General features: G+C 58.2%; 23 protein-coding genes and 1 tRNA gene. 7 read left to right on the forward strand and 17 right to left on the reverse strand.

What is annotated here, in order from left to right:
- Positions 1-15: 15 nt before the first annotated feature.
- The 12 genes from ACO06L_RS06265 to ACO06L_RS06320 form a co-directional block, all read right to left on the reverse strand.
- Positions 16-321 carry an STAS domain-containing protein gene (locus ACO06L_RS06265; RefSeq protein WP_064228796.1) on the reverse strand — a complete coding sequence of 102 codons (306 nt, stop codon included), beginning with the start codon at positions 319-321 and terminating at the stop codon, positions 16-18.
- 122 nt (positions 322-443) lie between these two features.
- Complete coding sequence (gene fliJ, locus ACO06L_RS06270) at positions 444-887, reverse strand: flagellar export protein FliJ (RefSeq protein ID WP_064228795.1); 444 nt, start codon at positions 885-887, stop codon at positions 444-446.
- Positions 887-2,284, reverse strand: a complete 1,398-nt coding sequence (fliI, locus tag ACO06L_RS06275; protein WP_064228794.1) for a flagellar protein export ATPase FliI — start codon at positions 2,282-2,284, stop codon at positions 887-889. The genes fliJ and fliI overlap by 1 nt, the downstream gene beginning before the upstream one ends.
- Positions 2,265-3,158, reverse strand: coding sequence for a flagellar assembly protein FliH (locus ACO06L_RS06280; protein ID WP_202346901.1), 894 nt, complete (start codon positions 3,156-3,158; stop codon positions 2,265-2,267). The genes fliI and ACO06L_RS06280 overlap by 20 nt, the downstream gene beginning before the upstream one ends.
- Positions 3,158-4,201 (reverse strand): flagellar motor switch protein FliG, encoded by a 1,044-nt coding sequence (fliG, locus tag ACO06L_RS06285; protein ID WP_202346902.1) that lies wholly within the window; start codon positions 4,199-4,201, stop codon positions 3,158-3,160. Before fliG ends, ACO06L_RS06280 begins: the two co-directional genes overlap by 1 nt.
- Entirely contained in the window at positions 4,194-5,897 is a 1,704-nt protein-coding gene (gene fliF, locus ACO06L_RS06290; RefSeq protein WP_202346903.1) for a flagellar basal-body MS-ring/collar protein FliF, read from the reverse strand. Before fliF ends, fliG begins: the two co-directional genes overlap by 8 nt.
- Before the next feature lie 15 nt (positions 5,898-5,912).
- Positions 5,913-6,281, reverse strand: coding sequence for a flagellar hook-basal body complex protein FliE (gene fliE, locus ACO06L_RS06295; protein WP_008173058.1), 369 nt, complete (start codon positions 6,279-6,281; stop codon positions 5,913-5,915).
- A gap of 215 nt (positions 6,282-6,496) precedes the next feature.
- Positions 6,497-7,960 (reverse strand): sigma-54-dependent transcriptional regulator, encoded by a 1,464-nt coding sequence (locus ACO06L_RS06300; RefSeq protein ID WP_202346904.1) that lies wholly within the window; start codon positions 7,958-7,960, stop codon positions 6,497-6,499.
- A 12-nt stretch (positions 7,961-7,972) separates the two neighbouring features.
- Complete coding sequence (locus ACO06L_RS06305; protein ID WP_202346905.1) at positions 7,973-9,217, reverse strand: sensor histidine kinase; 1,245 nt, start codon at positions 9,215-9,217, stop codon at positions 7,973-7,975.
- Between the two features lie 230 nt (positions 9,218-9,447).
- Positions 9,448-10,899, reverse strand: a complete 1,452-nt coding sequence (locus ACO06L_RS06310) for a sigma-54 dependent transcriptional regulator (RefSeq protein WP_202346906.1) — start codon at positions 10,897-10,899, stop codon at positions 9,448-9,450.
- A gap of 70 nt (positions 10,900-10,969) precedes the next feature.
- Complete coding sequence (locus ACO06L_RS06315; protein ID WP_202346907.1) at positions 10,970-11,299, reverse strand: SOS cell division inhibitor; 330 nt, start codon at positions 11,297-11,299, stop codon at positions 10,970-10,972.
- A gap of 17 nt (positions 11,300-11,316) precedes the next feature.
- Positions 11,317-12,675, reverse strand: a complete 1,359-nt coding sequence (locus tag ACO06L_RS06320) for a DUF1329 domain-containing protein (RefSeq protein ID WP_202346908.1) — start codon at positions 12,673-12,675, stop codon at positions 11,317-11,319.
- A 224-nt stretch (positions 12,676-12,899) separates the two neighbouring features.
- Between ACO06L_RS06320 and ACO06L_RS06325 the strand changes: the two genes are divergently transcribed.
- Positions 12,900-13,412 (forward strand): DUF6586 family protein, encoded by a 513-nt coding sequence (locus ACO06L_RS06325; protein ID WP_064228785.1) that lies wholly within the window; start codon positions 12,900-12,902, stop codon positions 13,410-13,412.
- A gap of 51 nt (positions 13,413-13,463) precedes the next feature.
- Entirely contained in the window at positions 13,464-13,724 is a 261-nt protein-coding gene (locus ACO06L_RS06330; protein ID WP_008177453.1) for a hypothetical protein, read from the forward strand.
- Between the two features lie 4 nt (positions 13,725-13,728).
- On the opposite strand, the gene ACO06L_RS06335 is transcribed toward ACO06L_RS06330, so the two are convergent.
- Together ACO06L_RS06335 and lexA are read right to left on the reverse strand one after the other, a co-directional pair.
- The gene (locus tag ACO06L_RS06335; RefSeq protein WP_064228783.1) at positions 13,729-14,220 is read right to left on the reverse strand and encodes a cell division inhibitor SulA; all 492 of its coding nucleotides are present in this window, start codon (positions 14,218-14,220) and stop codon (positions 13,729-13,731) included.
- 41 nt (positions 14,221-14,261) lie between these two features.
- On the reverse strand, positions 14,262-14,873 hold the full coding sequence (gene lexA / locus ACO06L_RS06340) for a transcriptional repressor LexA (RefSeq protein WP_192875727.1): 612 nt from the start codon (positions 14,871-14,873) through the stop codon (positions 14,262-14,264).
- A 210-nt stretch (positions 14,874-15,083) separates the two neighbouring features.
- Here lexA and ACO06L_RS06345 point away from each other — a divergent pair, with 210 nt between their 5' ends.
- Genes ACO06L_RS06345 through ACO06L_RS06355 form a run of 3 tightly spaced genes read left to right on the forward strand, consistent with a single transcriptional unit; the run spans position 15,084 to position 17,548 of the window.
- Positions 15,084-16,085 (forward strand): amidoligase family protein, encoded by a 1,002-nt coding sequence (locus ACO06L_RS06345; RefSeq protein ID WP_064228781.1) that lies wholly within the window; start codon positions 15,084-15,086, stop codon positions 16,083-16,085.
- On the forward strand, positions 16,078-16,812 hold the full coding sequence (locus tag ACO06L_RS06350) for a gamma-glutamyl-gamma-aminobutyrate hydrolase family protein (RefSeq protein WP_064228780.1): 735 nt from the start codon (positions 16,078-16,080) through the stop codon (positions 16,810-16,812). The genes ACO06L_RS06345 and ACO06L_RS06350 overlap by 8 nt, the downstream gene beginning before the upstream one ends.
- Before the next feature lie 31 nt (positions 16,813-16,843).
- Positions 16,844-17,548, forward strand: a complete 705-nt coding sequence (locus ACO06L_RS06355; protein ID WP_064228779.1) for an SIMPL domain-containing protein — start codon at positions 16,844-16,846, stop codon at positions 17,546-17,548.
- Positions 17,549-17,550: 2 nt separating this feature from the next.
- On the opposite strand, the gene ACO06L_RS06360 is transcribed toward ACO06L_RS06355, so the two are convergent.
- Both ACO06L_RS06360 and ACO06L_RS06365 read right to left on the reverse strand, forming a co-directional pair.
- Positions 17,551-21,303: a translocation/assembly module TamB domain-containing protein gene (locus ACO06L_RS06360; RefSeq protein ID WP_421846199.1), complete on the reverse strand. Its 3,753-nt coding sequence runs from the start codon at positions 21,301-21,303 to the stop codon at positions 17,551-17,553.
- 5 nt (positions 21,304-21,308) lie between these two features.
- Complete coding sequence (locus ACO06L_RS06365; RefSeq protein WP_064229005.1) at positions 21,309-22,958, reverse strand: autotransporter assembly complex protein TamA; 1,650 nt, start codon at positions 22,956-22,958, stop codon at positions 21,309-21,311.
- Between the two features lie 291 nt (positions 22,959-23,249).
- On the opposite strand from ACO06L_RS06365, the gene ACO06L_RS06370 reads away from it, so the two are divergent.
- On the forward strand, positions 23,250-24,257 hold the full coding sequence (locus tag ACO06L_RS06370) for a hypothetical protein (protein ID WP_202346909.1): 1,008 nt from the start codon (positions 23,250-23,252) through the stop codon (positions 24,255-24,257).
- A gap of 45 nt (positions 24,258-24,302) precedes the next feature.
- The gene (locus ACO06L_RS06375; RefSeq protein WP_064228777.1) at positions 24,303-25,790 is read left to right on the forward strand and encodes an amidase; all 1,488 of its coding nucleotides are present in this window, start codon (positions 24,303-24,305) and stop codon (positions 25,788-25,790) included.
- A gap of 55 nt (positions 25,791-25,845) precedes the next feature.
- On the opposite strand, the gene ACO06L_RS06380 is transcribed toward ACO06L_RS06375, so the two are convergent.
- A tRNA-Met gene (locus ACO06L_RS06380) sits at positions 25,846-25,922 on the reverse strand.
- Position 25,923 lies beyond the last annotated feature (1 nt).

The raw sequence follows: 25,923 nt of genomic DNA on the forward strand, positions 1-25,923 counted from the left end.
GGCAGTCCGCGAGCATCAGCGGATGTTGAACAATTGCTCGAAATTGGAGATGGAAAGAATCCGCCGTACATCGTTATTGCAGTTTTCGATCACAATGCGGGCGCTGTCTCCCCCGGCGTAATCCCTGAGCAGCAACAACATACCAAGGGCCGAACTGTCCAGATAGGTGGTGTCCGAGAGGTCCACAATGTAGTCGCGGATATCCGGATCACCGTGCTCGTAGGCATCCCGGAACGCCTGGTGGGTACTGAAATCAAACCGCCCCTCGATTCTGATAACAAGGGTCTGACCGTCATCATCGCGGCGCGTCTGAATCGGCATTCCTCAACCTCCCAAGGTATCAAGAGCAGCATTCAACCGGCGTTCTTCACCGGTCCTTCTTCGGGTAAGGATAGCTGAGTGGACTGATTTTGCATCCGTATTTGCTTGATGCGGAGCAAGATTCAGCGTCGACGGCGGTTAAAGGCCCGCCCGGCCGCCTCGTCAGAGAGCTTTTGTTCGCGAAGATCCTGCTCTTTCTGCTCCTGTTGCCGGCAGGTTTCGATGTACTTTTCCATGCCGCGCCGCCGTTCCCAGGCCTGCTGCCATTCCAGTTTGCGTGCCTCAAAGACCTTTTCTGCCTGGTCCAGCTGTTTCTGCTGCTGCCGGATCACCTGATCCAGTTGCGCGATAAAGGCCTGCCAGGCCTGGAGTCGGGACACCTGCACCACACCCTGCTGACTGTTTCGGATCTGATCCCGGTACTCCTGCTGGTAACGGTTCAGGTTCTGCACCTGTTCGCGCTGCTGTTCAGCCAGCTTTCGGGCCTCTCCCATGCGTTCCAGAGCTTCCTGTTCCTTGCGTTCTTCAAGTGAAAGAACAACTTCCAGCCGCCTGGATCGCAGCATCAGGCGTCACCCCCGCCGGGGCCGGCTGCCGGATTTGGAACCGCCGACTTGCGCCGCTCGGGGGACCGACGTTCCGGCACCACCGCCAGCAACTGCTCGACACTGTCTTTCAGCGGGGCGCTCTCATTAAGCCCCTGCTGCAAAAACTGGCGCATATTGCCTATGTGCGTGATGGCAAAATCGGTCTCGGGATCGGAGCCCTTGACGTAGGCGCCTACGGAAATCAGGTCCCGGGCCTGCTGATAGCGGGAATACACCTGCTTGAACCGCTGGGCCCTGGAAAAATGTTCGGTCTCGGTAACCTGGGGCATCACCCGGCTGATGGACGCTTCCACGTCAATGGCCGGGTAGTGGCCTTCTTCGGCAAGCCGACGGGACAGTACGATATGGCCGTCCAGAATCGCGCGGGCGGCATCGGCGATCGGGTCCTGCTGGTCGTCGCCTTCCGTAAGCACCGTGTAGAACGCGGTGATCGAGCCGCCCCCGGGGCGGCCGTTACCGGTTCGCTCCACCAGTTGGGGCAGCTTGGCAAATACCGAAGGCGGATAGCCCTTGGTCGCCGGCGGCTCGCCCACGGCGAGGGCGATCTCCCGCTGGGCCTGAGCATAGCGGGTCAGGGAATCCATCAGCAGCAGCACCCGTTTGCCCTGGTCCCGGTAGTACTCGGCAATCCGGGTGGTCAGCATGGCGGCGCGCAGCCGCATCAATGGAGAATCGTCGGCCGGCGCAGCCACCACCACCGAGCGGGAAAGCCCCTCCTCACCCAGTATGTCTTCGATAAATTCTTTTACCTCACGCCCCCGTTCACCAATAAGGCCCACCACGGTGATGTCGGCATCGGTGAAGCGGGTCATCATGCCCAGCAACATACTCTTGCCCACGCCACTGCCGGCAAACAGACCGAGACGCTGGCCCTGGCCGACGGTCATCAGCGCGTTTATTGCCCGGATACCAACATCCATGGATTGTCGCACAGGGGCTCGATTCAGCGGGTTGATGATATCGCCGGTAAGCGCAACGCGGGCTTCGGCCTGCAGGGGCCCTTTTCCGTCCAGGGGCTCACCACTGCCATCCACCACTCGGCCGAGCAATTGGGGTCCTACCGGAACGCGGCTGGCGGCGGACAGGGGCACCACCCTGGCACCGGGTTTGAGCCCTTCAATCGCCGTGAGGGGCATCAGATACACCCTGTCATCCTCGAAACCCACCACCTCTGCTTCCACGTTGCCGGTGTTCTGGCCGAAGATCACGCAACGGTCACCAACGACCATGGGGCAGCCGACACATTCGAGGGTGAGGCCGACCATGCGGGTCAATCGGCCGGAGAGCTCAGGTTCAGGTTCGTTACCCAGAAAGCCCTGGAAGCGGTTGAGGCGATCAGCGAGATTCGAGGTCATCACCGTCACCTCCATCTTGCGCCGGCTTCGGGTCGTCTTCGGAGCCCCCGGACTCATGAGAATCCAGTACCTCTCGATGGAAGCCCGTCAGGTCTTCCATCATGGAATCCAGGTCCTCGGTCTCTCCGCTTTCGCTGTCGTTCATCTGCTGGTCCAGCATGCTCTGGACCGCACGCTGGAAGCGCTTTTCGACGGTGAAATCCACCAGGCTGTGGCGGGTTTCCACCTTGCAGCCACCGGGCAGAATACTGGCATCTTCAATGACGGAAGCGGACGCTTCCAGGCGAGCGGTCACCTCGCGGACCATCTCGCAATCTTCGGGATTTATGTGGATGCGGATGTTCTCGGCGGTGGAGGGCAAAGCCTCCATCGCTCGGCGAACCACATGGCGGATCTGGGAGGAGTCGATGGTCAGTTCACGATAGACCACCGCCCGCGCGAGAACTGTGGTCAGATTGACCAGCGAGGTTTCAAGTTCGTCCTCATGCCGTTTGATTGGCAGCAGCAGCTCACCCAGCAAATGTTCGAGACGGTCGAGTTTGGTGTCGATTTCCTTGCGGGTGTCGTCGTAGCCCTGGGTTTTGCCCTGCTCCCTGCCCTCTTCCAAGCCGGTTTCCAGACCTTCCCGGTGCCCCTCTTCCCTCCCGGCTTTCAGACCGTCCTCGTAACCCTGGTCACGTCCCTCTTTGTAACCGTCCTCACGGGATGCCTGACGGATCTCGTCAATGTCGGCCGCCGTCAGAGGTTTAACCTCCCGCTCCTCTTCCCGGGCTACTTCGTTGCCACGGGCATCCAGCAAAGGCAACTCCCAACGCTCATAGGCAGTCAGCTGCTCCTTGGGAATCCGGTTGACATCTCGGGTGGAATCTTTCATCACATCATTTCTTCGCCGGCACCGCCGAGGGAGATTTCGCCGGCCTCAGCCATACGGCGTGCGATGGTAATGATATCTTTCTGTGCCGATTCAACTTCGCTAACCTTAACCGGCCCCTTGGCCTCAAGATCATCCTGCAACAGTTCCGCAGCACGCTTGGACATGTTTTTGAAGATCTTGTTCTGAACCTCCTCGTCGGCGCCTTTGAGCGCCACCACCAGCACTTCCGAAGAAACTTCCCGCAACAGAGCCTGGATACCGCGATCGTCCACTTCCTTGAGGTTGTCGAACACGAACATAAGGTCTTCAATGGTGCTGGCAAGGTCCGGATCCATATCCTTGATGGAATCCATCAGATTGCCTTCAATGCTGCGATCCATGAAGTTCATGATGTCCGCTGCCCGCTTGACACCGCCAATACGGCTGGTCTGGGACGCGGCACCGCCGGAGAACTGTTTCTCCAGAATATCGTTGAGCTCCTGCAGCGCCTGGGGCTGGATACTCTCCAGTGATGCCACCCGCATCATGACGTCGAGGCGCACTTTTTCATCGAGGGTGCCAAGAATTTCCGCCGCCTGATCCGGGTCCAGATAGGAAATGACAATGGCCTGAATCTGCGGATGCTCGTAGCGAATGATGTCACCCACGGCCCGGGGCTCCATCCATTTGAGGGTATCAAGGCCGGTGGTGTTGCCGCCAATCAGGATGCGATCGATCAGGCTCGATGCCTTATCATCGCCCAGGGCCTGGGTCAGCATCGTCCGGATGTACTCATCATTGCCGACACCCAGACCGGTCTGGCCGCCCACGGCATCAACAAACTGGTTCATCACGTAGGTGACTTCGTCCTTGCTGACATCCTTCATCTGGGCCATGGCCACGCCCACGCGCTGAACCTCCTTGGGCCCCATATGCTTGAGGATCTCAGCCGCGTCCGCCTCGCCCAGTGACATCAGCAGGATCGCAGCCTGCTCCACACGCGGAATTTTCCGCTGTGGCTTCTTCGGCTCACCGCCACCCTGTTGATTGGCTTGCTCAGTCATCGACATTCACCCACTGGCGCATTACCTGTGCGACCCGCGCCGGGTCCTCGGCAATCAGACCTTTCAATGCGTTCAACTGCCTATCATAACCGTCTGTGGCACCCGGCAAAAGCAGATCATCCTGGGCGGACATGGCCTTGCGCAATTCATCTCCGCCCTCGATATCGTCAAGGCCACCGTATCCGCCGCCGCTACCGGAATCCAGGCCGCGCTCACGCTGACCACCGCCCGACAGGCTCTTGAGTGTGGGGCGCAGCAGCCCTAACACGAGCACCAGAATCACCAGGCCTGCCAGCACCTGTTTCATCAGGTCCCAGAACCAGGGCTGCTCCCAGAATGCCGGGGCTTCAAATTCAACCGCTTCTTCCGGTGCAAAAGCGGTGTTCATCACGGTAACACTGTCTCCCCGGGCGGCAGAATAACCCACCGCGTCCCGCACCAGCATGCTCAGGCGCTGCAGTTCCTGCTCCGGCCAGGGCTCGTAGCTGACTTCGCCAGTCTGGGGATCGACGACTTTCATATCATCCACTGCAAGAGCGACAGTCACCCGTTTCACCCTTCCCAGCTCCTGGCGTCTGTAGCTGACCGTGCGATCCATTTCATAGTTGCGCGTGGATTCCCGACGAACATTTACCGGCGCGGGAGCGGCCCCTTCGCCATCACCACCAGCAGCCTGCTCGGGCACCGTCGCATCGGCCGGTGGCTGGTTTGCCAGTGCACCGGGGATGCCGCCCTGGGCACCGGCAGCACGCTGTTCTGTAAGCTCACGCTCGCTGCGGACCGCCTGTTGTTCCGGATTGAACAATTCCTCTGCCTGCTCTACCGAGGAGAAGTCGAGATCTGCGGAAACTTCGGCGCGATAACGGCCATCACCCACAATCGGTCCAATCAAGGAGGCCACCCTGCGGGTCAGGCGCTCCTCGACTTTGGCGGTGTATTCATACTGGTCGGCCATCTGGTCCGCACTGCTCTGACTTTCCTTGCCAGTCAGCAGATTGCCGTTCTGGTCGACAACGGTAACGTGTTCCTTGCTCATCATCGGAACGCTGCCGGCAACCAGATTTACAATGGCGTTGATCTGTTCCTGTTCCGGACGACGGCCAGCAAAGACTTCAAGAAATACCGAGGCAGACGGGTCGCGGGCATCGCGGACAAATACGGAGCGCTCCGGGATTGCCAGGTGTACACGGGCATTCCGGACACCGCGCATGCTGGCAACGGTGCGGGCAAGCTCACCCTCGAGCCCGCGTCGGTAAGAGATGGTTTCCATAAACTGGGACGTGCCGAGACCTCGTTCCTGGTCCAGCAACTCGTAGCCCATGGTTTGGCGATCCGTGACGCCCTCTGCCGCCAGCTTCAGCCGTGCGTTGTAGACCTGATCCGAAGGAACCAGTAATGCGCCGGTGCGCGGATCCATCTTGTAGTCGATGCCGTTGCTTTCGAGGATGGTGGTCACATCCTGGGGGTTGTAGGAGGAGAGATCACCCACCACAGGCTGATAGTTCGGCTCCTGGGCCCAGAGTACAACGGCCAGGCCCAGCGCTACGCTGGCGGCAAGCCCCACCATCAGGCCGATCTGGCGCAGCAGGTTGAGGCGGTTGAACCCCATGAACAGGTCGCTACGGCTCTCTGGCGCGTCGCCCTCCCGGGCTGCCGGCATGTTGGAGGCGTTGGTTTCTGCAGGTACGCTGGCCATGACTCTGCTCCGTTATCAGATCGGCATGTTCATAATGTCTTCGTAGGCCCGAACCACCCGGTTACGTACCTGGGTCAGTGCTTCGAAGGAGACAGAGGATTTCTGGGCGGCAATCATCACACGAGTAATGTCCACGTTCGGGTCGCCCATATCGTATGCGGTTCGTAGATCCCCCGCGGTTTTCTGGAGGTCGTTCACGTTGTTCACAGCATTGCTCAGCATGTCATTAAAGCTGGGCGTCTCCTGAGTTTCCTGAACCTGGCGAGGGCCGTCTATGCGGCCACGAACCGATTGATCCTGTTCGACCCGCTGGTTCTGCATCATCTGGGAACGCAGGGACCGGATATCGGACAAAACACTGTTAATGTCGGCGCGTTGAACCATAACTCTCTCCTGGCTCCGCCCTCCCCGGGACGGCATTGCTCTTGGGGTGCTGTTAGTCCCGGTAAAGCAATTGGCAGGCCAAGTAGTTTTTAATATTAAATATCATACAGTTAGCAAACTTCCTCCTGATCCGGAAGAAATCACTGACGGACTTTTGACGACATAAAAAATGGCACCCCGAGGGGTGCCAATGAAGGAGTTCGTCTTGCAGGGGGTCAGACCAAGGCCATTTCGGCGTCCAGATCGATTCCGGCGTCGCGCATCTGGGCCAGCTTGTAACGCAATGTCCGGGGGCTGATCCCCAGCTGCTCTGCGGCCCGATTGCGACGTCCACGCTCTTTCCGAAGTGTCTGGATAATAATACGGAATTCCTGCTGCCTCAGATCATCTCCCAGCGAAACCGCGCCTTCAGGCTCATCTACCTGCCCATGAGGCGGCTGATCGTAGGTGGAAATACCGGAGTCTGAAATGCCCGCCGCGTCCGCGGTGTTGCCACCGATTGCGGGTGGCGAAGCCGGCTCCGCGCTGCGAAGGTCCGGTCGGCCGGTGATGCCCAGCTCCAGACACAAATCGCCCGAGTGAATGACATTGCCCTGGTGCAGTACCAGGGCTCGCTGAATGGCGTTATCCAGCTCCCGGACATTCCCCGGCCATTGATGATTCATCAACGCGCTTTTTGCGTCCTGGCCAAAGGTAATACCGGTCAGCTTCATTTTTCGGCAATGCTTTTTAAGCAGCGACGTGGCCAGCGGCATGATATCCAGCGGACGCTCCCGGAGCGGCTGACAGTGCATCGGAAACACCGTCAGGCGATAGTAAAGGTCTTCCCGGAATTTGCCTTCGCGAACGTAATCCGCCAGATCCCGGTTAGTGGTCGCCACCACCCGGACATCCAGACTGATGGTCTTGCGACCGCCAACCCGCTCCACTTCCCGTTCCTGCAAAACCCGCAACAGCTTGGACTGGAGCCCCAGATCCATCTCCGAAATCTCGTCCAGAAGAATGGTGCCGCCGTTGGCCTGCTCGAATTTGCCCGGCGAAGAGGCAACGGCACCGGTAAAGGCGCCTTTCTCGTGACCGAACAGAATGGCCTCCAGCATATTCTCCGGGATCGCCGCACAGTTGATGGCCACGAACGGCTGATCAGCCCGGGGTGACTGCTGGTGAATAAAACGGGCAAGCACTTCTTTACCGGTTCCGCTTTCACCGGAGATCATGACCGTCGAGTCGCTGCCGGCCACTTTGGTCGCCAGCTGGAACATGCGCTTGCTGATCGGATCCTCGGCCACTGGCTCATCGCTGGCTTTTTCACGTCCGCCGCCAACAATCTTGCTGACAGCATCCACCAGGAACCGTGGCTCGAACGGCTTGACAAGGTAGTCGATGGCTCCGGCCTGCATGGCAGAGACCGCATCGCTGATCTGGCCATAGGCGGTGATCAGCATCATTGGCAGCCCCGGATACAGCCGCTGTACCTCAGCCAGCAACTGATGTCCTGACAGACCCGGCATGTTGACATCGCTGACCACCATATCCACCGGGGACTCTGCCAGTCGCTCAAGCGCTTCGCTGGCATTCGACGCTTCCCGCACCCGAAATTTTGCCAGTTCAAGGGTGGTTACCAGCGCTTCCCGCAGGTCATGGTCGTCCTCAACAATCAGAATCTGGGCCTTAGCCATGGTTGCCTCCGATCAGTTTCTGTTACGTAATTGCGGTAGCCGCAAGGTAGCGATGGCGCCGCCCTGGTCCGGCGACTCAATAGAAAACCGCCCCTGATGCGCCTTGATGACGGCTTGCACGACCGCAAGACCGAGCCCCGTGCCATGGGACTTGGTTGTGTAAAATGCTTCTGTTAACCGCGCCGCGTCCGAGGACTCGAAGCCCGGCCCGTTATCCACAACGCGAATGACCAGCTCGCCGGTTTCTTCGGTTACCCGAACAGCAACATGGGTCGCGCCGGCTTCAAGACTGTTATTTACAAGATTGGTACAGGCGCCTACGAGGGCGTCCCGATTGCACATGAGACGACAGTCGCTGGAGATTTCATTCTGGAGCCTCACTTCTGCCCCGGGAGCCGGCTTCAACCCTTCCACCGCTGAAGCCAGCGCCGAAACCAGCTTGCCGGCAGACAGCTCCTCCGCCAGCCGGGTTTCGCCCCGGGCGAAAATCAGCATATCCCGCACCTGCTGCTCAAGGTGGGTCAGGCGAGACATCAAACGAGAAGCACAGCGCTGACGCATTTCCTCGTCGAGATCTTCCTGACCAAGGTGACCGCCATAAAGGATAGCGGCAGACAGCGGGGTGCGAATCTGGTGAGCCAGGGATGCGACCATCTTACCCATGGCAGACAGGCGCTGGGCGTGTGCCAACTGCGCCTGAAGATGCCGGGTTTCTGTCAGGTCGGTCAGCAGAATCAACTGGCCGGGCTGGTTTTCCATGGTCCGGATCTCGATGCTGACCCTGCGGCCATCTTTCAAAGAGACCTCGTGACCGTCGTCGCGCCGGGGCGCAAAACAGCGATGGATGACATCCACCCATCGGGCGCCATCCAGGGGTTCTCCCAGAAGCGCAATGGCCGCCGGATTCGTCTGCGTCACCACGCCCTGGCTATCCAGAACGACAACGCCGGCAGGCAGTGCGTTCAGCAACGTAGACAGGCGGTCTGCCAACTGCTCTTTCTCTTCAAGCTCCTGCTGACGCTGAAGCGATTCCTGATTCAGTTCGCCAGAGAGCTGGTTAACCCGCGACTCAAGGGTTCGGTACGAGTCAGTAATCTGTCGCGACATCCGGTTGAACAGTTCCAGGGCGGAATCCACCGCCGCGTCGTCCTGCTCCGGAAACAGGGCCGTAACCTTGTCGTTTACATCCGCCGCAGCGTTGGCGTTGGCTTTCGCGCCGCCTGCGCCGGACTGAAGAACAAACTGTGCCTGACTCATAACCTGACTCCCCGATCGGCCCTTCAGTTCGGACCCAATAGTTCGGATACTTCGTTTGCAGGTCGTTAAGCCAGCACCGTGCCAACTTCATTTTTTCTATATATTTCAGCAGGAAAGAGAATCCAGAAAGAGAGGGATGACAATTTTACGTCGGTCAGAAATGGATACGGCGCCTCAGGTTACGAACCTTTGACGCCGTTTAATGTGCTTCAGAATCTGGAAGATCCAGCTCAGGATTCCTCAGATTCCTCTTCCCGTAGCCCGTACTTGCGAACCTTCTCTACCAGAGTGGTGCGACGGATCCGCAGCTTCTCGGCGGCTCTCGCCACTACACCGCCGGCTTCGTCGAGTGCCTGCTGGATCAGCTGCTTTTCAAGGTTGGAGAGGTAATCCTTGAGGTCGATACCGTTCACCGGCAGCAACGCCGGGGCATCCAGACCCACCAGACCGGGAATACCGGAAGGCATCCCGGTGTCCTCTACCGGACGGTTTTCATCGTAGTCGTCAATATAGCGGAACTTCTTGGGTAACTCCTGAACGCCGATTACGCTGTAGGGGTGCATGATCGACAGGCGTTCAACCAGATTGGCCAGTTCACGTACGTTACCAGGCCAGTCATGGCGACACAGGCTCAAGATCGCCGCCGAATTCATCCGCAGCGAGCCCCGCTTCTCTTTTTCCATCCGGGAAATAAGCTCGTTGATCAGCAGAGGAATATCTTCCACCCGATCACGCAAAGCGGGCATCTCGATGGGGAACACGTTCAGGCGGTAATACAGATCTTCCCGGAAATCTCCGGACTCGATCATGTCTTCCAGATGCTTGTGAGTGGCGGCAATGACCCGGACATCCGCCGACTGGGTCCGATTACTACCCACCCGCTCGAAGGTACGCTCCTGCAAAACCCGAAGAATCTTCACCTGCATGTTGAGCGGCATGTCACCGATCTCATCGAGAAACAGAGTGCCACCCTCGGCCATCTCGAAGCGCCCTACCCTGGCCGTGATGGCACCGGTGAAGGCGCCTTTTTCATGGCCGAACAGCTCGCTTTCCAGAAGCTCCGCCGGAATGGCGCCACAATTGACCGGAACGAATGGTTTGTCCCGCCGGGAAGAATGGTAATGCAGGTTGCGGGCGACAACTTCCTTGCCGGTACCGGACTCACCGGTAATAAGAACGCTGACGTCCTTGTCCGCCACCTGCTCCATCAGCTGGCGTACCTGCTGGACTTTTCGGCTGGTTCCCACAAGGCTGCGAAAGAGCTGAAGACCGCGCTGCTGGCCGCGCTCCCGGGAACGGCTGAACTGGTCCCGGTATATCTGGGCCCGGTAGAGGGAATCAACAAACTTGGTGTAATTGAGCGGCCATTCCATGCGCGCAATGATGCGCGCGCTGGCATCATCGGACAGGCCCTTGAGTTCAGGATGCCCAACAACCAGCAACGGAACTCCCTGAACCGCATTGCTCACAACCGTAATGGCCTCGGTGGCGCCAGCATCCTCTCCGTTCACCACCGCGACTGCAACATCTGAAAGCCTATCCTCGTCGCCGCTGTTCAAAAGTGCCCTGGCTTCATCGCCGGCAAGGACCTGCTCCTCGCCGATGAACTCAAGAATGGTGACCATGTCCCGCAATCTTGAATCATCCTCGCTCAGCACCAGCACTTTGTTATTTTTAGACATTCAACCGAATCTCTTGAGGGATTTGTGCGGTATTTAAGACTGTAAGGACGACAGAGTCAATTTTATGACGCTATTTTGGTCGACTCGAAGAGACGTTCTGATAGGCCTTTGCTGCGCTCCGATTCCGGTTTACTCCCTTGAGTCCGTCTTCCGCTTCCTTGCGGGCAATGCGGGCAGATTCATCCGCTGCGTCAATAAACTGCTGCAACTCCTGCAAGCGGACCCTCACCGGCTCCGCCTCGACCTCTCCCGCCTCCAGGGCAGCCATCAGGGGCTCGACTGCCGGCTTCACCTTCTCGTTGAGACTGGTCATCGTTTCCCAGTCTTTGTCTGCGAGAGCACGACCAAGATCGGCCATCAACTGGTCGAGATGATCGAGGTGAGTCTGCGGGTCTGCCATGTCGGTCTCCTTGGGAATCAACGGCGGGCAGCACGACGGGCGGCTGAGGCAGTAAATTCACTGCCCCGGAACCCGGGACTGAAATCATACGCCGGGAAACCATCATCCAACCCATCAATGTAGTAACGCTCCGCCTTCAGGTCATAGGTCATCTCCATGGTAGTCCAGAAAACCGGCTCACTGTAATAGCTGATGTTGTGGGCCTCGGACACACGCCACAGGTTTCCGTCCGCATCGTATTCCTCGGAGGCCAGAATCTGCCAGCTATCTTCATCCACGTAGAACACGCGCCGATCATAGATGTGGCTGATACCAGTCCGACGTTTCGCTTCCACCACCCACACCCGATGAAGCTCATACCGGGTCAGCTCCTGATTGATATGGCCCGGACGAATCACGTCATCGGCTTCCACCTGAGGACCGTGCAGTTTGTAGGCATTGTAGGGTACGAACAGCTCTCGCTTGCCTTTCAGCTCCCAGTCGTACTGGTTAGGCGCACCGTTGTACATATCTTTCTGGTCTACCGAACGCAGTGACGATGAATTCGGCAGGTCGGTCTCGTAGGCCAGGTTCGGCGATCTGCGGAGCCGGCGGGAGCCGGAATCATACCGCCAGGCCAGACGCGGCGACCGCACCTGATCAAGGGTTTCGTGGACCAGCGTAATGGTGCCAGCCAGCGACGACGGCGCAATGGTGTCTGTCTTCAGGTAGAAAATCTTGTTATCGATTTCCGCCAGTTCCGCTCCTTTCTGGCTGTACGCAAAAAAGTAGTCGTAATCATTGATCACCGGGTTGTAGGAGCCATCCCTCTGGGGCGTCGCAGATGCACTGCGCAGGGAAATCTCTTCGCCCCGGTAACGCAGGATGTGGTTCCAGATGACTTCCAGGCCGTCTTTTGGGATTGGGAACGGGCTGGTCATGATGGTGTCGCGGACGCCGTTACCGTTATCCAGCAACTGTGCTGTCAGCGCATTCTCACGAAACTTGTCATAGACATGCTCCGGAAACGCCGCCGTGCGGCGAGTCTGGTAAACAGGCATGAAGAATTCAGGCCCATACTTTTCCAGCATCGCGATATGGCCATCTGAGAGCTTGTCCCGGTACAGGTCAAGATTGTCGGAGGTTATGACAAAGAGGGCCTCATCTCCCGGAAAGGGATCTATTTCAACCTGGCCCTTGCGCCAGCCCTCCGGAGGTGTGGCAAGACCTCCCGTCCACTCTGGAATGCTGCCTGAACGGTTGCCTTCCCTCTCGGCTCCAACCGGCGTGAGGTCGCCACCCAGCCGCTCGGCTTCGGCGGTCGTGACTTTGGACAGAGCCTGTCCAGAAAAACCGAAAAAAACCAGGGCGACACCTGCAACGATGTGGCTTCGCATCCCTTACACCTCCAGAAATTCATGCTGTTGGGTAGCCGCAACGATCAGAACTCGCACAGCCGGGCGCCTTTTTGCCAAATTCAAACGGTCGTTTCAAGTGAATGTTTGTATTTTATTGTGAAACCTGTCTGCACAGACAGTTGAAGAAATTTGCCACCGAAAATGGTATAGTGGCGAATTAATTTTCCGGGGTTACACCCGCGCTGGGGGATTGAAGGTATTCCATGGCCTCGCAATGGCACTCACTGGTTTCGCAAAAGCTCTTTCTCGCCCGCACCCTGCTGGGGCAACTGGACCGGCCAACCGTCGAGGCTGAAGGGCAATCTCCTAACGAAGCAGAACAGGCCTTGCGTAGAGAGGCAGCGATTCAAGGAGCGATTGAACTCCTCCTCAGATCCCGGAAATTATTGCTGGTGATGATCGCCAGGCTGTACCAGAAAAAGTCCGAAGAACCTGCAACTCTGGATGAACTGGCCTCTCTGATCGGACCGGAACCGAATGAAATAGGTCGGCTGAGAGAGCTGGAACAGCGCTCGGGAAGCTGGTGGAACCACATGGAACAACTGGAACGCTCACAGAGCCGACCACCGGCGACCAAAAAAACCGTCAGCGCGGAGAACATCATTGCGGTGTCCGCCGATTCCGGCCCGGATCGATCCGCGACGGCGTTGCTGAAAACACTGAATGCCGTCAAACATTTTGCCGACGATCTGGAAGACCAGCACAGCGAGTGGTAAATCACTCCAATCGCCTGCTTTCCAGATCGTTTTAACTTGAAGGTTTACTGAATGTCACCATCGTTTTTTGAAATCGTGCAACTGACCAACGGCGATTACGCCCTGCGCCGCATTGATGATGACAGTGCGCCGCTGGTAAAGATCTCTTTCTCGGAAGAAGCCCGGGAAATGATGGAAGACCGTGATATGTCCGTCGCCAAAGCAATGATCGCCGCAGGCATTGAGGCTGTGGGCAATGTTGCCCACGATATCGACTGGGAAGATGACGAATTGGACGCTTCAGACGCCCAGCCCTCCTACACTCTCCACTGAGCGACTAACGCTGCCTGAGAACGACCCCGTGACTGCTGCCTTCGGCAGAAGCTTTTTGCAGGGATTCCAGGGCAGCTCGCCCCAGTTTACGGGTCCACATGACCACCGCATGGCACGTACCCGCGCTGAGGGCTCGCTCGGCCAGCTCCTGAGCTGGATAGTCCGGTGTTGAACGAAGCACCAGCAACTCGCCAGCCACGATCCCATGCATTTTTTGCCACTTGCTGACCAATGCCTGAGGCGGGTCGATCCAGGCCAGCCAACGCTTTTCCTGGTTCAGTTGGGTCAGCATGGGCAGCAGCAGCTGGAAGTTTTCTACCTGGCCCTCCGGCAGGATAATTTCCGTTACGTTGCCGGCGACCTTGGCTTCGGTGGGTTCCGGAGAACGTCGGGCGCGAATGACAGAACGTCGCTCGCGGGCGGCGGTTGCCGGCACTGAACAGGACAGAGCATTAGGATTGTAGGCCAGATTCTGATTAAAGCTCATTTGTTCCATAATTCACCCGTTTTCAATCTATCTGAGGCTATCCGGACTGATCAGTGCAGATCAGAGCGGCGGATAACACCGACACCCAGACCTTCGATGAACAATTCCTGCTCTGTCAGGTCTACTTCGATGGGTTCGAATTCTTCGTTCTCGGCAATCAGGTAGACTTTCGAGCCTTCCTTACGGAAACGCTTTACCGTGACCTCATCGCCAACCCGGGCAACGACCACCTGGCCATTGTGAACATCCTGTGTGCTGTGCACCGCCAGCAAGTCGCCATCAAGAATGCCAATATCCTTCATGCTCATGCCCCGAACCCGCAACAGGTAGTCTGCCGAGGGCGAGAAGAACTCAGGCCGGAGAGTGCAGTGATCCTCAATGTGCTCCTGGGCGAGGATCGGACTACCGGCCGCAACCTGCCCGATAACCGGCAAACCCAGATCTTCTTCAGCCTCAGGCAGACGGATACCGCGGCTGGCCCCGGGCACCATCTCGATGGCCCCTTTACGAGCCAGCGCGCGAAGATGCTCCTCTGCTGCATTGGCCGAACGGAAACCCAGTTCCGCCGCGATTTCAGCGCGAGTTGGCGGATAGCCGGTCTCATCGACGTATCGGCGTATGATATCCAGTACCTGTGACTGCCTTGCTGTCAGCTTCATCAAGCTACTCCGCTATATCGGGGCCTGGGCCGGAATTCGCTTTCCGGAAAAACCGCACCGGGCGCCCTGTTTTTTTATACAGTAAACTGACTATATACAGTGTTTTATCCAGTGTAAAGTCAGGCCCATGATTTTCTTGCATTCGCTTAACGATGATGATCTCCAGCCGTGTGATATGGTTAACGCACGAGTCCTCACGAATCAGGGAGCACCATGACCCAAGCCAGTGCCTGCAGGATGCCTGACATCCTGAAGACAAACGAAGGGAAGGAACGCCGGGTTGGCGTCGAGATCGAGCTATCCGGCCTGGGCTACGATGAGCTGGTCACATTGGCCGCCAAACTATTGAAAGGTACCCCGGTACTCCAGTCACGGTACGTGACAGCACTGCAGACAGAACTCGGCGAATTCACGGTGGAGCTTGATTCCGACCCTATCAAGGATCTGGATTTGACCGATGGGCGACTTCCTGAATCGATCAGGGAACTGGGTGGCCAGGCGATGGATGTGATTGATGCGGCCGCAGAGCGTGTTGTGCCCCTGGAAATCATCAGTCCACCCCTGCCATTTTCCAGCCTGGATGCCATCGAATCTCTCGTTGACGACCTCAGGAAGGCCGGTGCGCTGGGCAGCCGGGATGCCATCTATTTTGCCTTCGGACTGCAGCTGAACCCGGAACTGCCGGATCTCAGCCCGGAGACATTGGTCCGCTACTTTCAGGCGTTTGCTGCGCTGTACGACTGGCTCAAGCACCGGCATCAACTGGATGTCAGCCGCAAATTCACGACCTACATCGAACCCTGGCATGGTCGCTACACCGAGCTTCTGATGGAAGATAACTACCAGCCAAATCTCGGCGAACTGATGGAGGACTACCTGGAGTTCAATCCAACCCGCAACCGTGCGCTTGATCTGCTCCCGCTCTTTGCCCATCTGGACAGGGAGCGCCTTGAACGCCATGTTCAGGACCCGAGGATCAAGAGCCGGCCAACCCTGCACTACCGCTTGCCGGATTGCGACATCGATAATCCCGACTGGCATTTTTCCACCGTGTGGAACGATTGGACCGTACTGGAGCAACTGGCCAACAATCCGGACGACCTGGCCGACATGCGGCGACTGTTCCGGGAGCGGCGGAAACTCAACCTGCATAACCTGACCCACAGCTGGCAGGAAACTACCGAAGACTGGCTGGCCAAGAACGGGTATGTCTGAACAGCATTCGGAACAGGAGCTTGAGGTTCCCGGCCTGACCATCGGCATCAGCGGCCCCGCCCGCAAAAGCCTGGCCCATCGTCTGATCAGCCTTGGACTGCGTCTTCACGGCGCCCGTACCCATTACATTCGTCCCGGATCACGGGTAGCCGTAGCCATGCTGGATGGCCTGGTACTCTCCGGCGGCACCCATGTCCATCCAGAGCGATACGGCCAGGAACCCCGGGTTACCGCTCACTATGACCGCAAACGGGATGCAACCGATCAGTCGCTGCTTGAGCAGGCTGAGGCCATTGGTATTCCCGTGCTCGGGATTTGCCGCGGTGCACAGTTCATCAACGTTTTTCATGGCGGGTCGCTGTGCCAGAACGTGACACCGCTGAGGTTCAATACCCGACATCGCCCGTTGCTATTGCCCCTGCAAACCGTGCGTCTGGTCACGCACAGCCGGCTTGAACAAGCGATGCGCTCGCCGGTGATCGGCGCCAACCGGATTCACAGCCAGACAATCAAGCGCCTGGGCCGGAATCTGCGTGTGACCGCCGTGGATAATGACCTTTTCGTACAGGCCATTGAAAGCACAGGAGGCCAGTGGCTGACAGGTATACAGTGGCATCCTGAATATCTGCTCTACCATGGTGGGCACCGGCGCATCTTTGGCCAGTTCGTGGATGCCGCCCGCCGATTCAAACTGGCCCGCCTGGAGCCGCAAACCGGCGATGCCTGATAATCTAACTGTTTCCAAAGGAGGAAAAACCATGAATGGACGGAACCCCAAGCCCCGTTTAAACCGACAATCCTGTTTTCTTCTTTCCCTGGCACTCACGTTGCCGGCTGCAGCCCTGGCGGGCGAGGTCACACTGACCGGCGAGGGCAGTGTTCGCTATGAGCCCGACAGCGCCCGGCTGCAGTTTACTGCCAGTGCCGAGCACGCCCTTCCCCAGAAGGCTACCGAGCGGGTGGCTGCACTGATGGCGCAGTGGCGTGAGGGCATTACCGACTACCGGGATCAACTCAACGATTATTCCGACGCAACGGTCAACCTGTACACCCGCACGCTGCCTGCGCAGGAGCGCGGCGAGGAACCAGAAAAACAGGCGGTAGCCTCACAGACCATAAGCTTCAGCATCAATGATCTGAGCCTGTTAAACCCGCTGATCCGGGAAGCCCAGGACGTGGGTCTGGATTACCAGCTTGGGCCCCATCAGTTCTTCCACTCGGATGAAACCGGTATGGAACAGGAAGCATTGGCCAGAGCCATTGCCGACGCGCAGGCCAGATGCAGATTTGTAGCCAGCCGGCTCGACCAGACCTGCGGCGATGTAGTCACCATCAACATTAATGGCGGGCATCGGCCGGTGCCGTTGATGATGTCGGAAGCCAAATCAATGTCAGATACGGTTTCAAGCGTGGGCGAGCGCGAGATCCGTGCCTCGGTGAGTGCGACCTTCGAACTGGACTGAGGTCAGAAATCCCGGGTGTAGAAAATATCCAGGGAGGCCGCCAGCCCGCTGGCAGCCTCCAGGTAAAAGTACCGGCCCAGATCGTAGCGCAGGGCAACGGTCGTGATCGGCTCGAAGATGCCGACACCATAGCGCACGCTCAGCTCGTCGGTCAGGTAGCCGCTGGCTACCACCGAAGTCTGATCACCCGACCCCTCCGCCTCGAGGGTGAGTTGGCGAATCCCGAACTCCTCACCAATCTGCCCGGTCACCTTGCTGGCCTGGGTCAGCCCCAGTGAAAGCGCAGCCCGGCTCATCTGGCCTTCGTCACCCTGGCTCTGGGGAGGCCTGCCAAGAATCACGTAGGAAAGCGCATCAGTCTGTGGCATATCAGGATTGGAGAACACCTCAGTCTCCGGCGATTGCACCGGGCCAGTCAGACGGATACCGGCAACCACGGTATCCACCCGCCGCACTGCTTCGATATCGAGGTAGGGTTGAGCCAGGTTACCAACAAACAGCAGCCTGGCACGCCTGAGTTCGAGCTCCTGTCCATAGGCCTCATACTGGCCATTGACCAGCTGGAGCGTTCCCCGGGTGTCCATATCGTTGCTGATCCGGAGGGAGCCCTCGAGATCGCCGGTCACCCCGAAGGCCGAAAAAGTCACCTGATCTTCACCCACCACGACATTCACATCCATGTTGAGTGAACGGACCACGGGTTCCTCCCGTTCAACACCCACGATGACTTCGTCTTCAGAAACCGACACGGCCTGCTCAGGCAAGCCCTTTATTTCAATGTCCCCTCTCGGGACTGCAATCTGCCCGGCGATCTCCAGCGCTCCTTCACTGAAGACAAGGGTCAGATCCGGCTCCACCTCAAGCTGGGCATAGGGTTCCACATTGAACGGCACCCGCTTCCCGGAGATTGTGATTTTTCCCTTCGGCGCCTGCTGCCAGTCAACCTCGCCATCGAGAATGGTCTGACTCCGGGCATTGCTCTGGATTCTGCCGCTGATCTGTGCCGAATAGCCCGAGAATTGAATACTGGCAATCATCTCTTCGATGGGCACCGGCAAACGGGGATCTGAAACCCGGCCATCCACCAGGTGCAATTCGCCGGTCACGGCCGGTTTCATCAAGGGACCCGAAAGCTTACCCTGGCCGTTCACCCGACCCGCGACCTCATCAAGCCCAGACAGCAGACCTGCAAGTGCGATATCCAGCCCTTCCAGGCTGAAAGAACCCTCGACGTTGCGACTTTCTGAGTTCGGGTCCAACCCCATATCCAGAGAAAACCTGCCCAATTCGGGGCCGGAGAGACGAACAGCAACATCGGCCTGTTCTGGCTTGAACGTAACCTCCGTGGTCAGGGCATCATAGACTAACGATTCCCATTCACCGTCTACCAGCAGCTGAAATTCGCCATCACCGGCATCAAGATAAATACGACCGTCCGGGCCTTCAGCCATGGTTGTAAAGTCGACCTCGCCGTTTAACCGCGCGTTCCATCGCACGGTTTCCGGCAACAAGGGTGCCAGGGCCAACGTCGGGAACCGGTCAATTCGGTAGGCAATATTGGGTACAGGCAGCAATGTCTGATCGTCGGCGCAAACAGTGCTCTGCTGCCACCGCCAGCAATGGTTACCAAAGGTCAGCTCACCGTCGGCTCCATAGGCCAGTGTCGCTGGTGACTCCAGTTGCCATCGCTGGGACTGTTCCGGAAGATTTATCAGACCGCGTAAAAGCTGGCCCTGCCAGGTTTTCCATTCAGCACCAGCCCCACCCTGAAGCGCCAGCTCCAGGTCTGCGTCGGAATGCTCAGCGCTCAAGTTCAACGTGTGCCGCCCCTGCGTGCCGTTCGCCTGGAGCGTCAGCGTTTCAAGCTCCTGACCAAAACCTCCGAGGTTCTCGGCCTGCAATCGGCTTGCAAGCCTTAGCCCGTCTTCCAGCTCGGCCTCCAGGCTCAGTGTTTCAATACTCAGTTGATCCTGCCAGGCGAGGTTTTGAGCACTCGCCTTCAGTTCTCCCAATGGTCGCTCCGGCGTTCCCTCTGCCACCAGCGTCGCTTCCAGATTGCCACTCAGACCAGGCAGGACGATCTCCGGATCGGGCAGGTTCAAAACCAGATCACCCCGTAACAGATTGCCCCAGGTGCCACTTCCCTCCACCCGGTTGTCGCCAATGGCCAGACTCAGCCCGGACAACTCCCAGCTACCGGATGAGGTATCAAGGCGGCCTTCGAGCGACGCAGGGCTGGAACGCCATTCACCCTCAAGGTTCCAGTTGGCGTTCATGGCAGGTATGGGGCCATCCCCGAGCTGCCCTTCGGTCGTCACATCTCCACTCAGGCTGGCTTCAAGAACGGGCACCCAGTAACCCGGGTTGAAATTCTGAAGGGTCAGAGCCGCCTGCCAGGATAGCGGCCCGGAAAAGTTCACCGATCCCTTTCCGGCAAGCGACCCGGCGCCGGTGCTGACGCTCAGATCGGTCAGTGTGGTTTGCTCGGTGTCACCATCGACAGTGGTCGACAGCTCGGCACGACCCTGAGGGCCATCAACACCGGCTTCGAGCTCCGCGTGGTAGCTTCCCTCCCGCCAGGAAATGGTGCCATCCAGCGACCGAAGCGCAACTATCGGCGGCTCAAGGTCCGGGACCAGTGTGTACCAGGGAAACCCGCGCAAGCGGACATCCGCGCTGGCGTCCAGGCCCTGGCTCCATGCCACACGTCCGTTGGCCACCAAGGTATCCCGTTCGCCGCCATTCTTTCCATCAGTGGCCAGTTCAATACGGATGTTCTCAGCCGCCTGCGTGGTCACGAGGCCCTCCAGCGCCAGGTTCACCGGCCCCGTTGTGCCGGGCAACCTCGCCTGGCCCTGGGTGCGAAAACCTTTCTGCAGGCTGCCACGGGCTTCCACAGACCAGTCGTTGAGCACCAGGGTCTCCGGCAGCGCCTCAACAGCCCGGAACTGATCCGAGGTTATCCGAAGTCTTGCCGGCAAGGTTGGATCCAGCGGTTCGACTTTCCCCGCAAGTTCGGCATTCAGGTAGCCACGGCTGGTGGCCGCTACCATCAGATCTCGCACGCTGCCTGAGAGTGTCGCGTCCAGAGCCCACTTGTCACCATAGGGTGGTGGAATATCTGCCATGACCTTCAGATTGATGGGCCAGTCACGTCGGGTTTCTATTCGGCCGTCGGCAGAGACCGTGTAATCGCCCAACTGATACCAGGCGCGCTCAATGGTCCAGTCAGCGCCGGATCCACCGGCATCCAGCTCAAACCGGTCCCAGATCCTGTTGCCATTGAAGGTGAAAGGCCCCATCCGGACGCCGCTGATATTCAGGGACAGCGGAAGGTCCACACCCGGCAGCGTGATGGCGCCCCCAGCCCCGGATTTGTCGGCCGGGGGCAACTGGGTGACCTCGAGCGTCTCTGCCTTCAGACTGTCAACACACAGCTGCTTTCTGAACAGGCAGGAAGGCGACCAGTCCACTAGTGGAGATACAACGATTACTTCAACCCCGTAGCCACGCCATTGCAGGCGGTCAGCTTGCCACTGCCCAAACAGCGAGCCACGGTCATTCTCAACCTGCAGTCCCGGCACCTGCTCAATCACCCAGGCGGTTCCAGCCTCGGACCGCAGGGCCAACAAAACAGCCGCCAGCAACAGTACAGGTACGAGGAACAAGATTCCCAGACACACAAGCAGCCAGAAACGAACGCGGCGCGGATTGGCCGGCTGTTCCTGGTGGTTGTCTTCCGATCTCTCTGGTATCTGTGTCAAAGCTCGGGCCCCATGGAAAAGTGAATCCGCCAGTCCCCACCAAATTCCCTATCCAGCCCTTTGGCAATATCCAGCCGCAGCGGACCGACCGGGCTGATCCAGCGAATGCCGATCCCGGCGCCAGTTGCCAGGGGATCGTTCAGATCGTTAATGGCATTACCATGATCCACAAACACGGCGGCGCGCCATTTATCGGCAAACTGGTACTGATACTCACCGCTGCCCACCATCAGAAAACGGCCGCCCACCGGCACACCGTTATCGTTTTCAGGCGACAGGGTTTCATAACCGTAGCCCCGGACGCTTTGATCACCACCGGCAAAAAAGCGCAGGGACGGCGGCACATCTGAGAACCGATTTGTGGCAACGGCTCCTGCCTGAAAACGGCCGACAAAGCGGTGCCTGCCGGCAATGGTAAACAGCCCCTTTACCAGGGCGTTTACGTGCAGAATGTCCACATCGGAGAGCACAGCCCGATGAGAGCCGGTAACATCCAACTGCAAACGGTAGCCGCGGGACGGGTCCAGGGGTGAATCCGCGTGAATCTTCGAGTAACCAGCGCCCGGGAGTAGAAGTGTGCTCGTGCCTTTCTCATCGTTGCCGATATTGAACCGTTCACCTTCCCAACGTAATGAAAGAACCTGGAGCCAGCCATTATCAAGCTCATGCTGCCACTGCTGGCCCAGGGTCAGAAGCTCCGATTCAACATTTTCGATATCCTCCCGCTGATATCCAGCAGTCAGACGGATCAGATCAGTCATGGGAGGATCCAGAGGCAACTCGTACCAGGTGCTCAGATTCTGACGGGGCACCGAAAGCTCTGTTTCCGCCCCCCGCTTGTGGCCCATGGGATTTATCCAGTGCTCCCGCCAGGTACCCCGGAATCTGGGGCCAACGTCAGTCGAAAACCCGACACCTGCAGCAACAGAACGCGCGTCGCGCCGAGACAGGCCAACACGAACAGGAATGACCCCATTTTCGGCGTCCGCCGGTGAGATATTGACATCAACATTGCTGAAGTAACCGCTGTTCAGAAGGTCCTTGTTCAGCCGCGCAATTTCGTCGGCGTGATAGGGCGTTCCCGGTTCGAAGGTGACAAAATCCCTCAGAAGCTCAATCTCGAACCAGTGCCCTTCTTCAAAAGTGACCTCCCCCAGCTGATATCGCTGACCGCTCTCATAAATGAGGGTAATTTCGGCGCTGCGCTTCGTCGGATCCACTTCCAGAGTGCGGGTGACAAACCTGCCGTCGAAATACCCCCTACGGCGGGCACGGTTCTGGATGGTGTCCCTCAGGTTAGCGTAGTCGCCGTGATTGAGAATATCGCCTTCTGCCGGATGCGCCGGCAGATCAGAGGTAAGCCTTGCATCTGACGCAGCAGCCCCTCGGATCTGGACGTTCCGGGACGTGACTTTTACTGGCTCTCCGGGGGTAATGGACAGGATGAGAGTCGCGGTTGTATCCGAGTCGCCCTCTTCAATCCGCCAGTCAATCATGGGCCCGTAATATCCCAGGGCTCGTAAGGCTTCCCGAGCCTGACCGACAGCCGTGGAGGCATACCGTCTCAGGTTTCCGGCGCTGCGACCTTCAACTTCACCAATAAAGGCCTGAGCGTTTGATTTCAGCTTCGGATAGTCCCCCTCCATGTTCACCACCACCTGTTGCGCACCAACCCACGCAGGCAGACAGCACAGCAAAGTGATGAGAAGCCGGACCCGGCCCGAATTCACGACTTGGTAGATTGATAGCATCCGGCTATTTCAATGTTGGTGGTAACAAGAAGGATTTCCGTTCAAGCGTGGGAGTTTAATGGTAGAGGGTCAAGTTAATCCATGGTTGGCCCTCCGGCATTCTTTGAGCGGCGTCAGGGCGAGTCGTTTGTGGCGTCGAAATAAGCTAACCTGTCAGATACTTAGCAACAGACCGGACCTTGGCGAATGCTGAAGATAAATCGAGAAAACCTGAAATCCAGCCACCAGCTTATCTGGTTCATCATTGACTTCCTGATGCTGGGCCTGCTGATCATCAACCTGGCGTTCATCATCTGGGACTCGATCTATAATTTTGTCGCCGTCCAGAACCTGCTCAAAGAACATGCACCGGCCATCCAGTCCGCTTACCACCCCATTCACGAACGCTTCATTTTCTACGATCTGATCTTTGTCAGCATCTTCCTGACCGAGTTCTTTGTTCGCTGGGGCTACGCCATCAAGGCCAAAGTCTATGACCGCTGGTACTTTTACCCGTTCATACACTGGTATGACCTGGTGGGGTGTATTCCGGTAGGAAGCCTGCGCTTCCTCCGTATTCTGCGGGTAATCTCAATCATCTACCGCCTGCACCAGTACAAGATCATCGATATCACCAGCACCAAGATCTATCGATTCGTGAATTTCTATTACGAAGCCTTTATGGAAGAGCTTTCGGACCGCATTGTGCTCAAGGTGCTGAGCGGCGTGCAGCAGGAGGTTAAACGGGGCTCACCGCTGTTCGACAAGATCCAGGAGGACATTCTCTACCCCCGGAGGGACATGCTCTCCGACTGGATCTCCAAGCGGGTTGCCGAGGCGGCCCAGGAAGGCTATGTACCCAATCGAGGAGCGCTGCGTAGCTATCTGGAGGACCGGGTCGATAACGCCCTCAAACAGAATCTCGAACTATCACGACTGAAATATCTGCCGGTGGTGGGCCCCACGATTCAGGAAACCCTGGAAGAGGCTGTGGGGGATATCGTCGCCCACGTTATACACCAGATTCTCGAAGATCTGGCCTCAGCCTCCAACCACGCCTTCATTGAAGACATCGTCAACGTATTCCTGCCGACACCCGGTGAAGTGAGAGCCGACGAGGCCCAGAACGAGGCGCTCATCAATCTGATTGTCGAAATCATCGACGCGATCAAAGGACAGGTAAAGGTAAAACACTGGCGATCAGAGTTGCCCTGACAAACCGGCGAGATTTCCAGGAAACCAACAACAAAGAGAACATCCATGGATGCATCGCAATTGCCACTGCACTACCAATCCGCCCATGACCTTTTGGCACAGCTTGAGGCCGGTACCCTGACGAGCGAGGCTCTGACCACTGCCCTGTTGAACCAGATCCGCGAACACAATCCGGCCATCAATGCCGTTGTGACCCTGGATGAGGAGCGGGCACTCGCCAGTGCCCGTCAGGCCGATGAGCAGCGTGCAGCCAACGCGGTAAAAGGGCCCCTGCACGGGTTGCCACTCACCCTGAAAGACACCTGGGAAGTGGCGGGCCTGACCTGCACTGCAGGCGCACCGGCCCTCAGAAACCATAAACCCGAATACCACGCTGACGTTGTCCAGAGGCTCGAAGACGCGGGTGCCATTATCCTGGGCAAAACCAATGTGCCCATCTATGCCACCGACCTGCAGAGCTACAACAAACTGTTCGGGGTAACCAACAACCCCCACAACCCGGCGCACACTCCCGGGGGCTCCTCGGGCGGCGCGGCGGCTGCCCTGGCCGCCGGCATGACGCCCCTGGAAGTGGGCAGCGACCTGGCAGGCTCCATACGCACACCGGCCCATTTTTGTGGCGTTTTCGGCCACAAGCCCACCCGCTCCCTGGTCTCGTTTCGCGGTCACATTCCCGGACCGCCCGGCACCCAATCCCGACCGGACCTGGTCGAGGGCGGCCCGATGGCGCGTAACGCCCGGGATCTGGAGCTCCTGCTGAAAGTCATTGCCGGGCCCCGGCCAGCGGAAGAGCGCAGTTGGACGCTCCAAATGGCACCATCAGCACTTCAAAGCCTCGACCAGGCTCGAGTGGGTTTATGGCTGGAGGATCCGCTGTGCCCGGTAGAGCAGGAGCTGACCGAGGGCTATCAGGCCCTGGGCAGGTCACTGTCTGAACGGGGCGCAATGGTCACCGAAGCCAGCCATCCTTTACTGAGCCTCGAGCACATCCTGCCCGCTTACTTCAATTTGCTCGGCGCTCTACTCAGCACATCCCTGAAACCCGCCCAGCGCAGGCAGATGAAATGGATCGCCCGACTGGAACCCTGGCTCAAGTTCCTGGGCCCGATGACGCCGTTTATCGGTGAATACGGACGAGGCGTGAATCAGCCGGTCTACCAGTGGATGGCCTGGAGCGAAATGCGGGAGAAAATGCGGGCTGAAATTGAATCGTTATTTCAGGAAGTGGATGTCCTGCTTACCCCGGTAACACCAACCACCGCCATCCGGCATGACCACACCCACCCGGTCTTCAAACGCCGAATAACCGTCGCCGGCCAGCCACGGGCTTACATGGACCAGTTCTGCTGGATCGCCCTCGCCACCCTGTTGGGCCTGCCCGCGACATGTGTACCCATTGGACGGACGAAAGAGGGCCTGCCATTCAATGTCCAGGTAATTGGTGCACCGGGGATGGATCTGACCACGATCGGGTTTGCGGGACTGCTGGAAGAGGCCGGGCTGGCTGGGTTTTTGAGGCCCGAGGGCTTCTAGATAATCTCTAGAGTAAAAACGAGAAAAGCCGGCTCTAGGCCGGCTTTTCTCATGTTGGTAGCGGGGGCTGGATTCGAACCAACGACCTCCGGGTTATGAGCCCGACGAGCTACCAGACTGCTCTACCCCGCAT

Source organism: Marinobacter sp. (assembly GCF_965229985.1).
In the GTDB taxonomy this organism is placed as follows: Bacteria; Pseudomonadota; Gammaproteobacteria; order Pseudomonadales; family Oleiphilaceae; genus Marinobacter.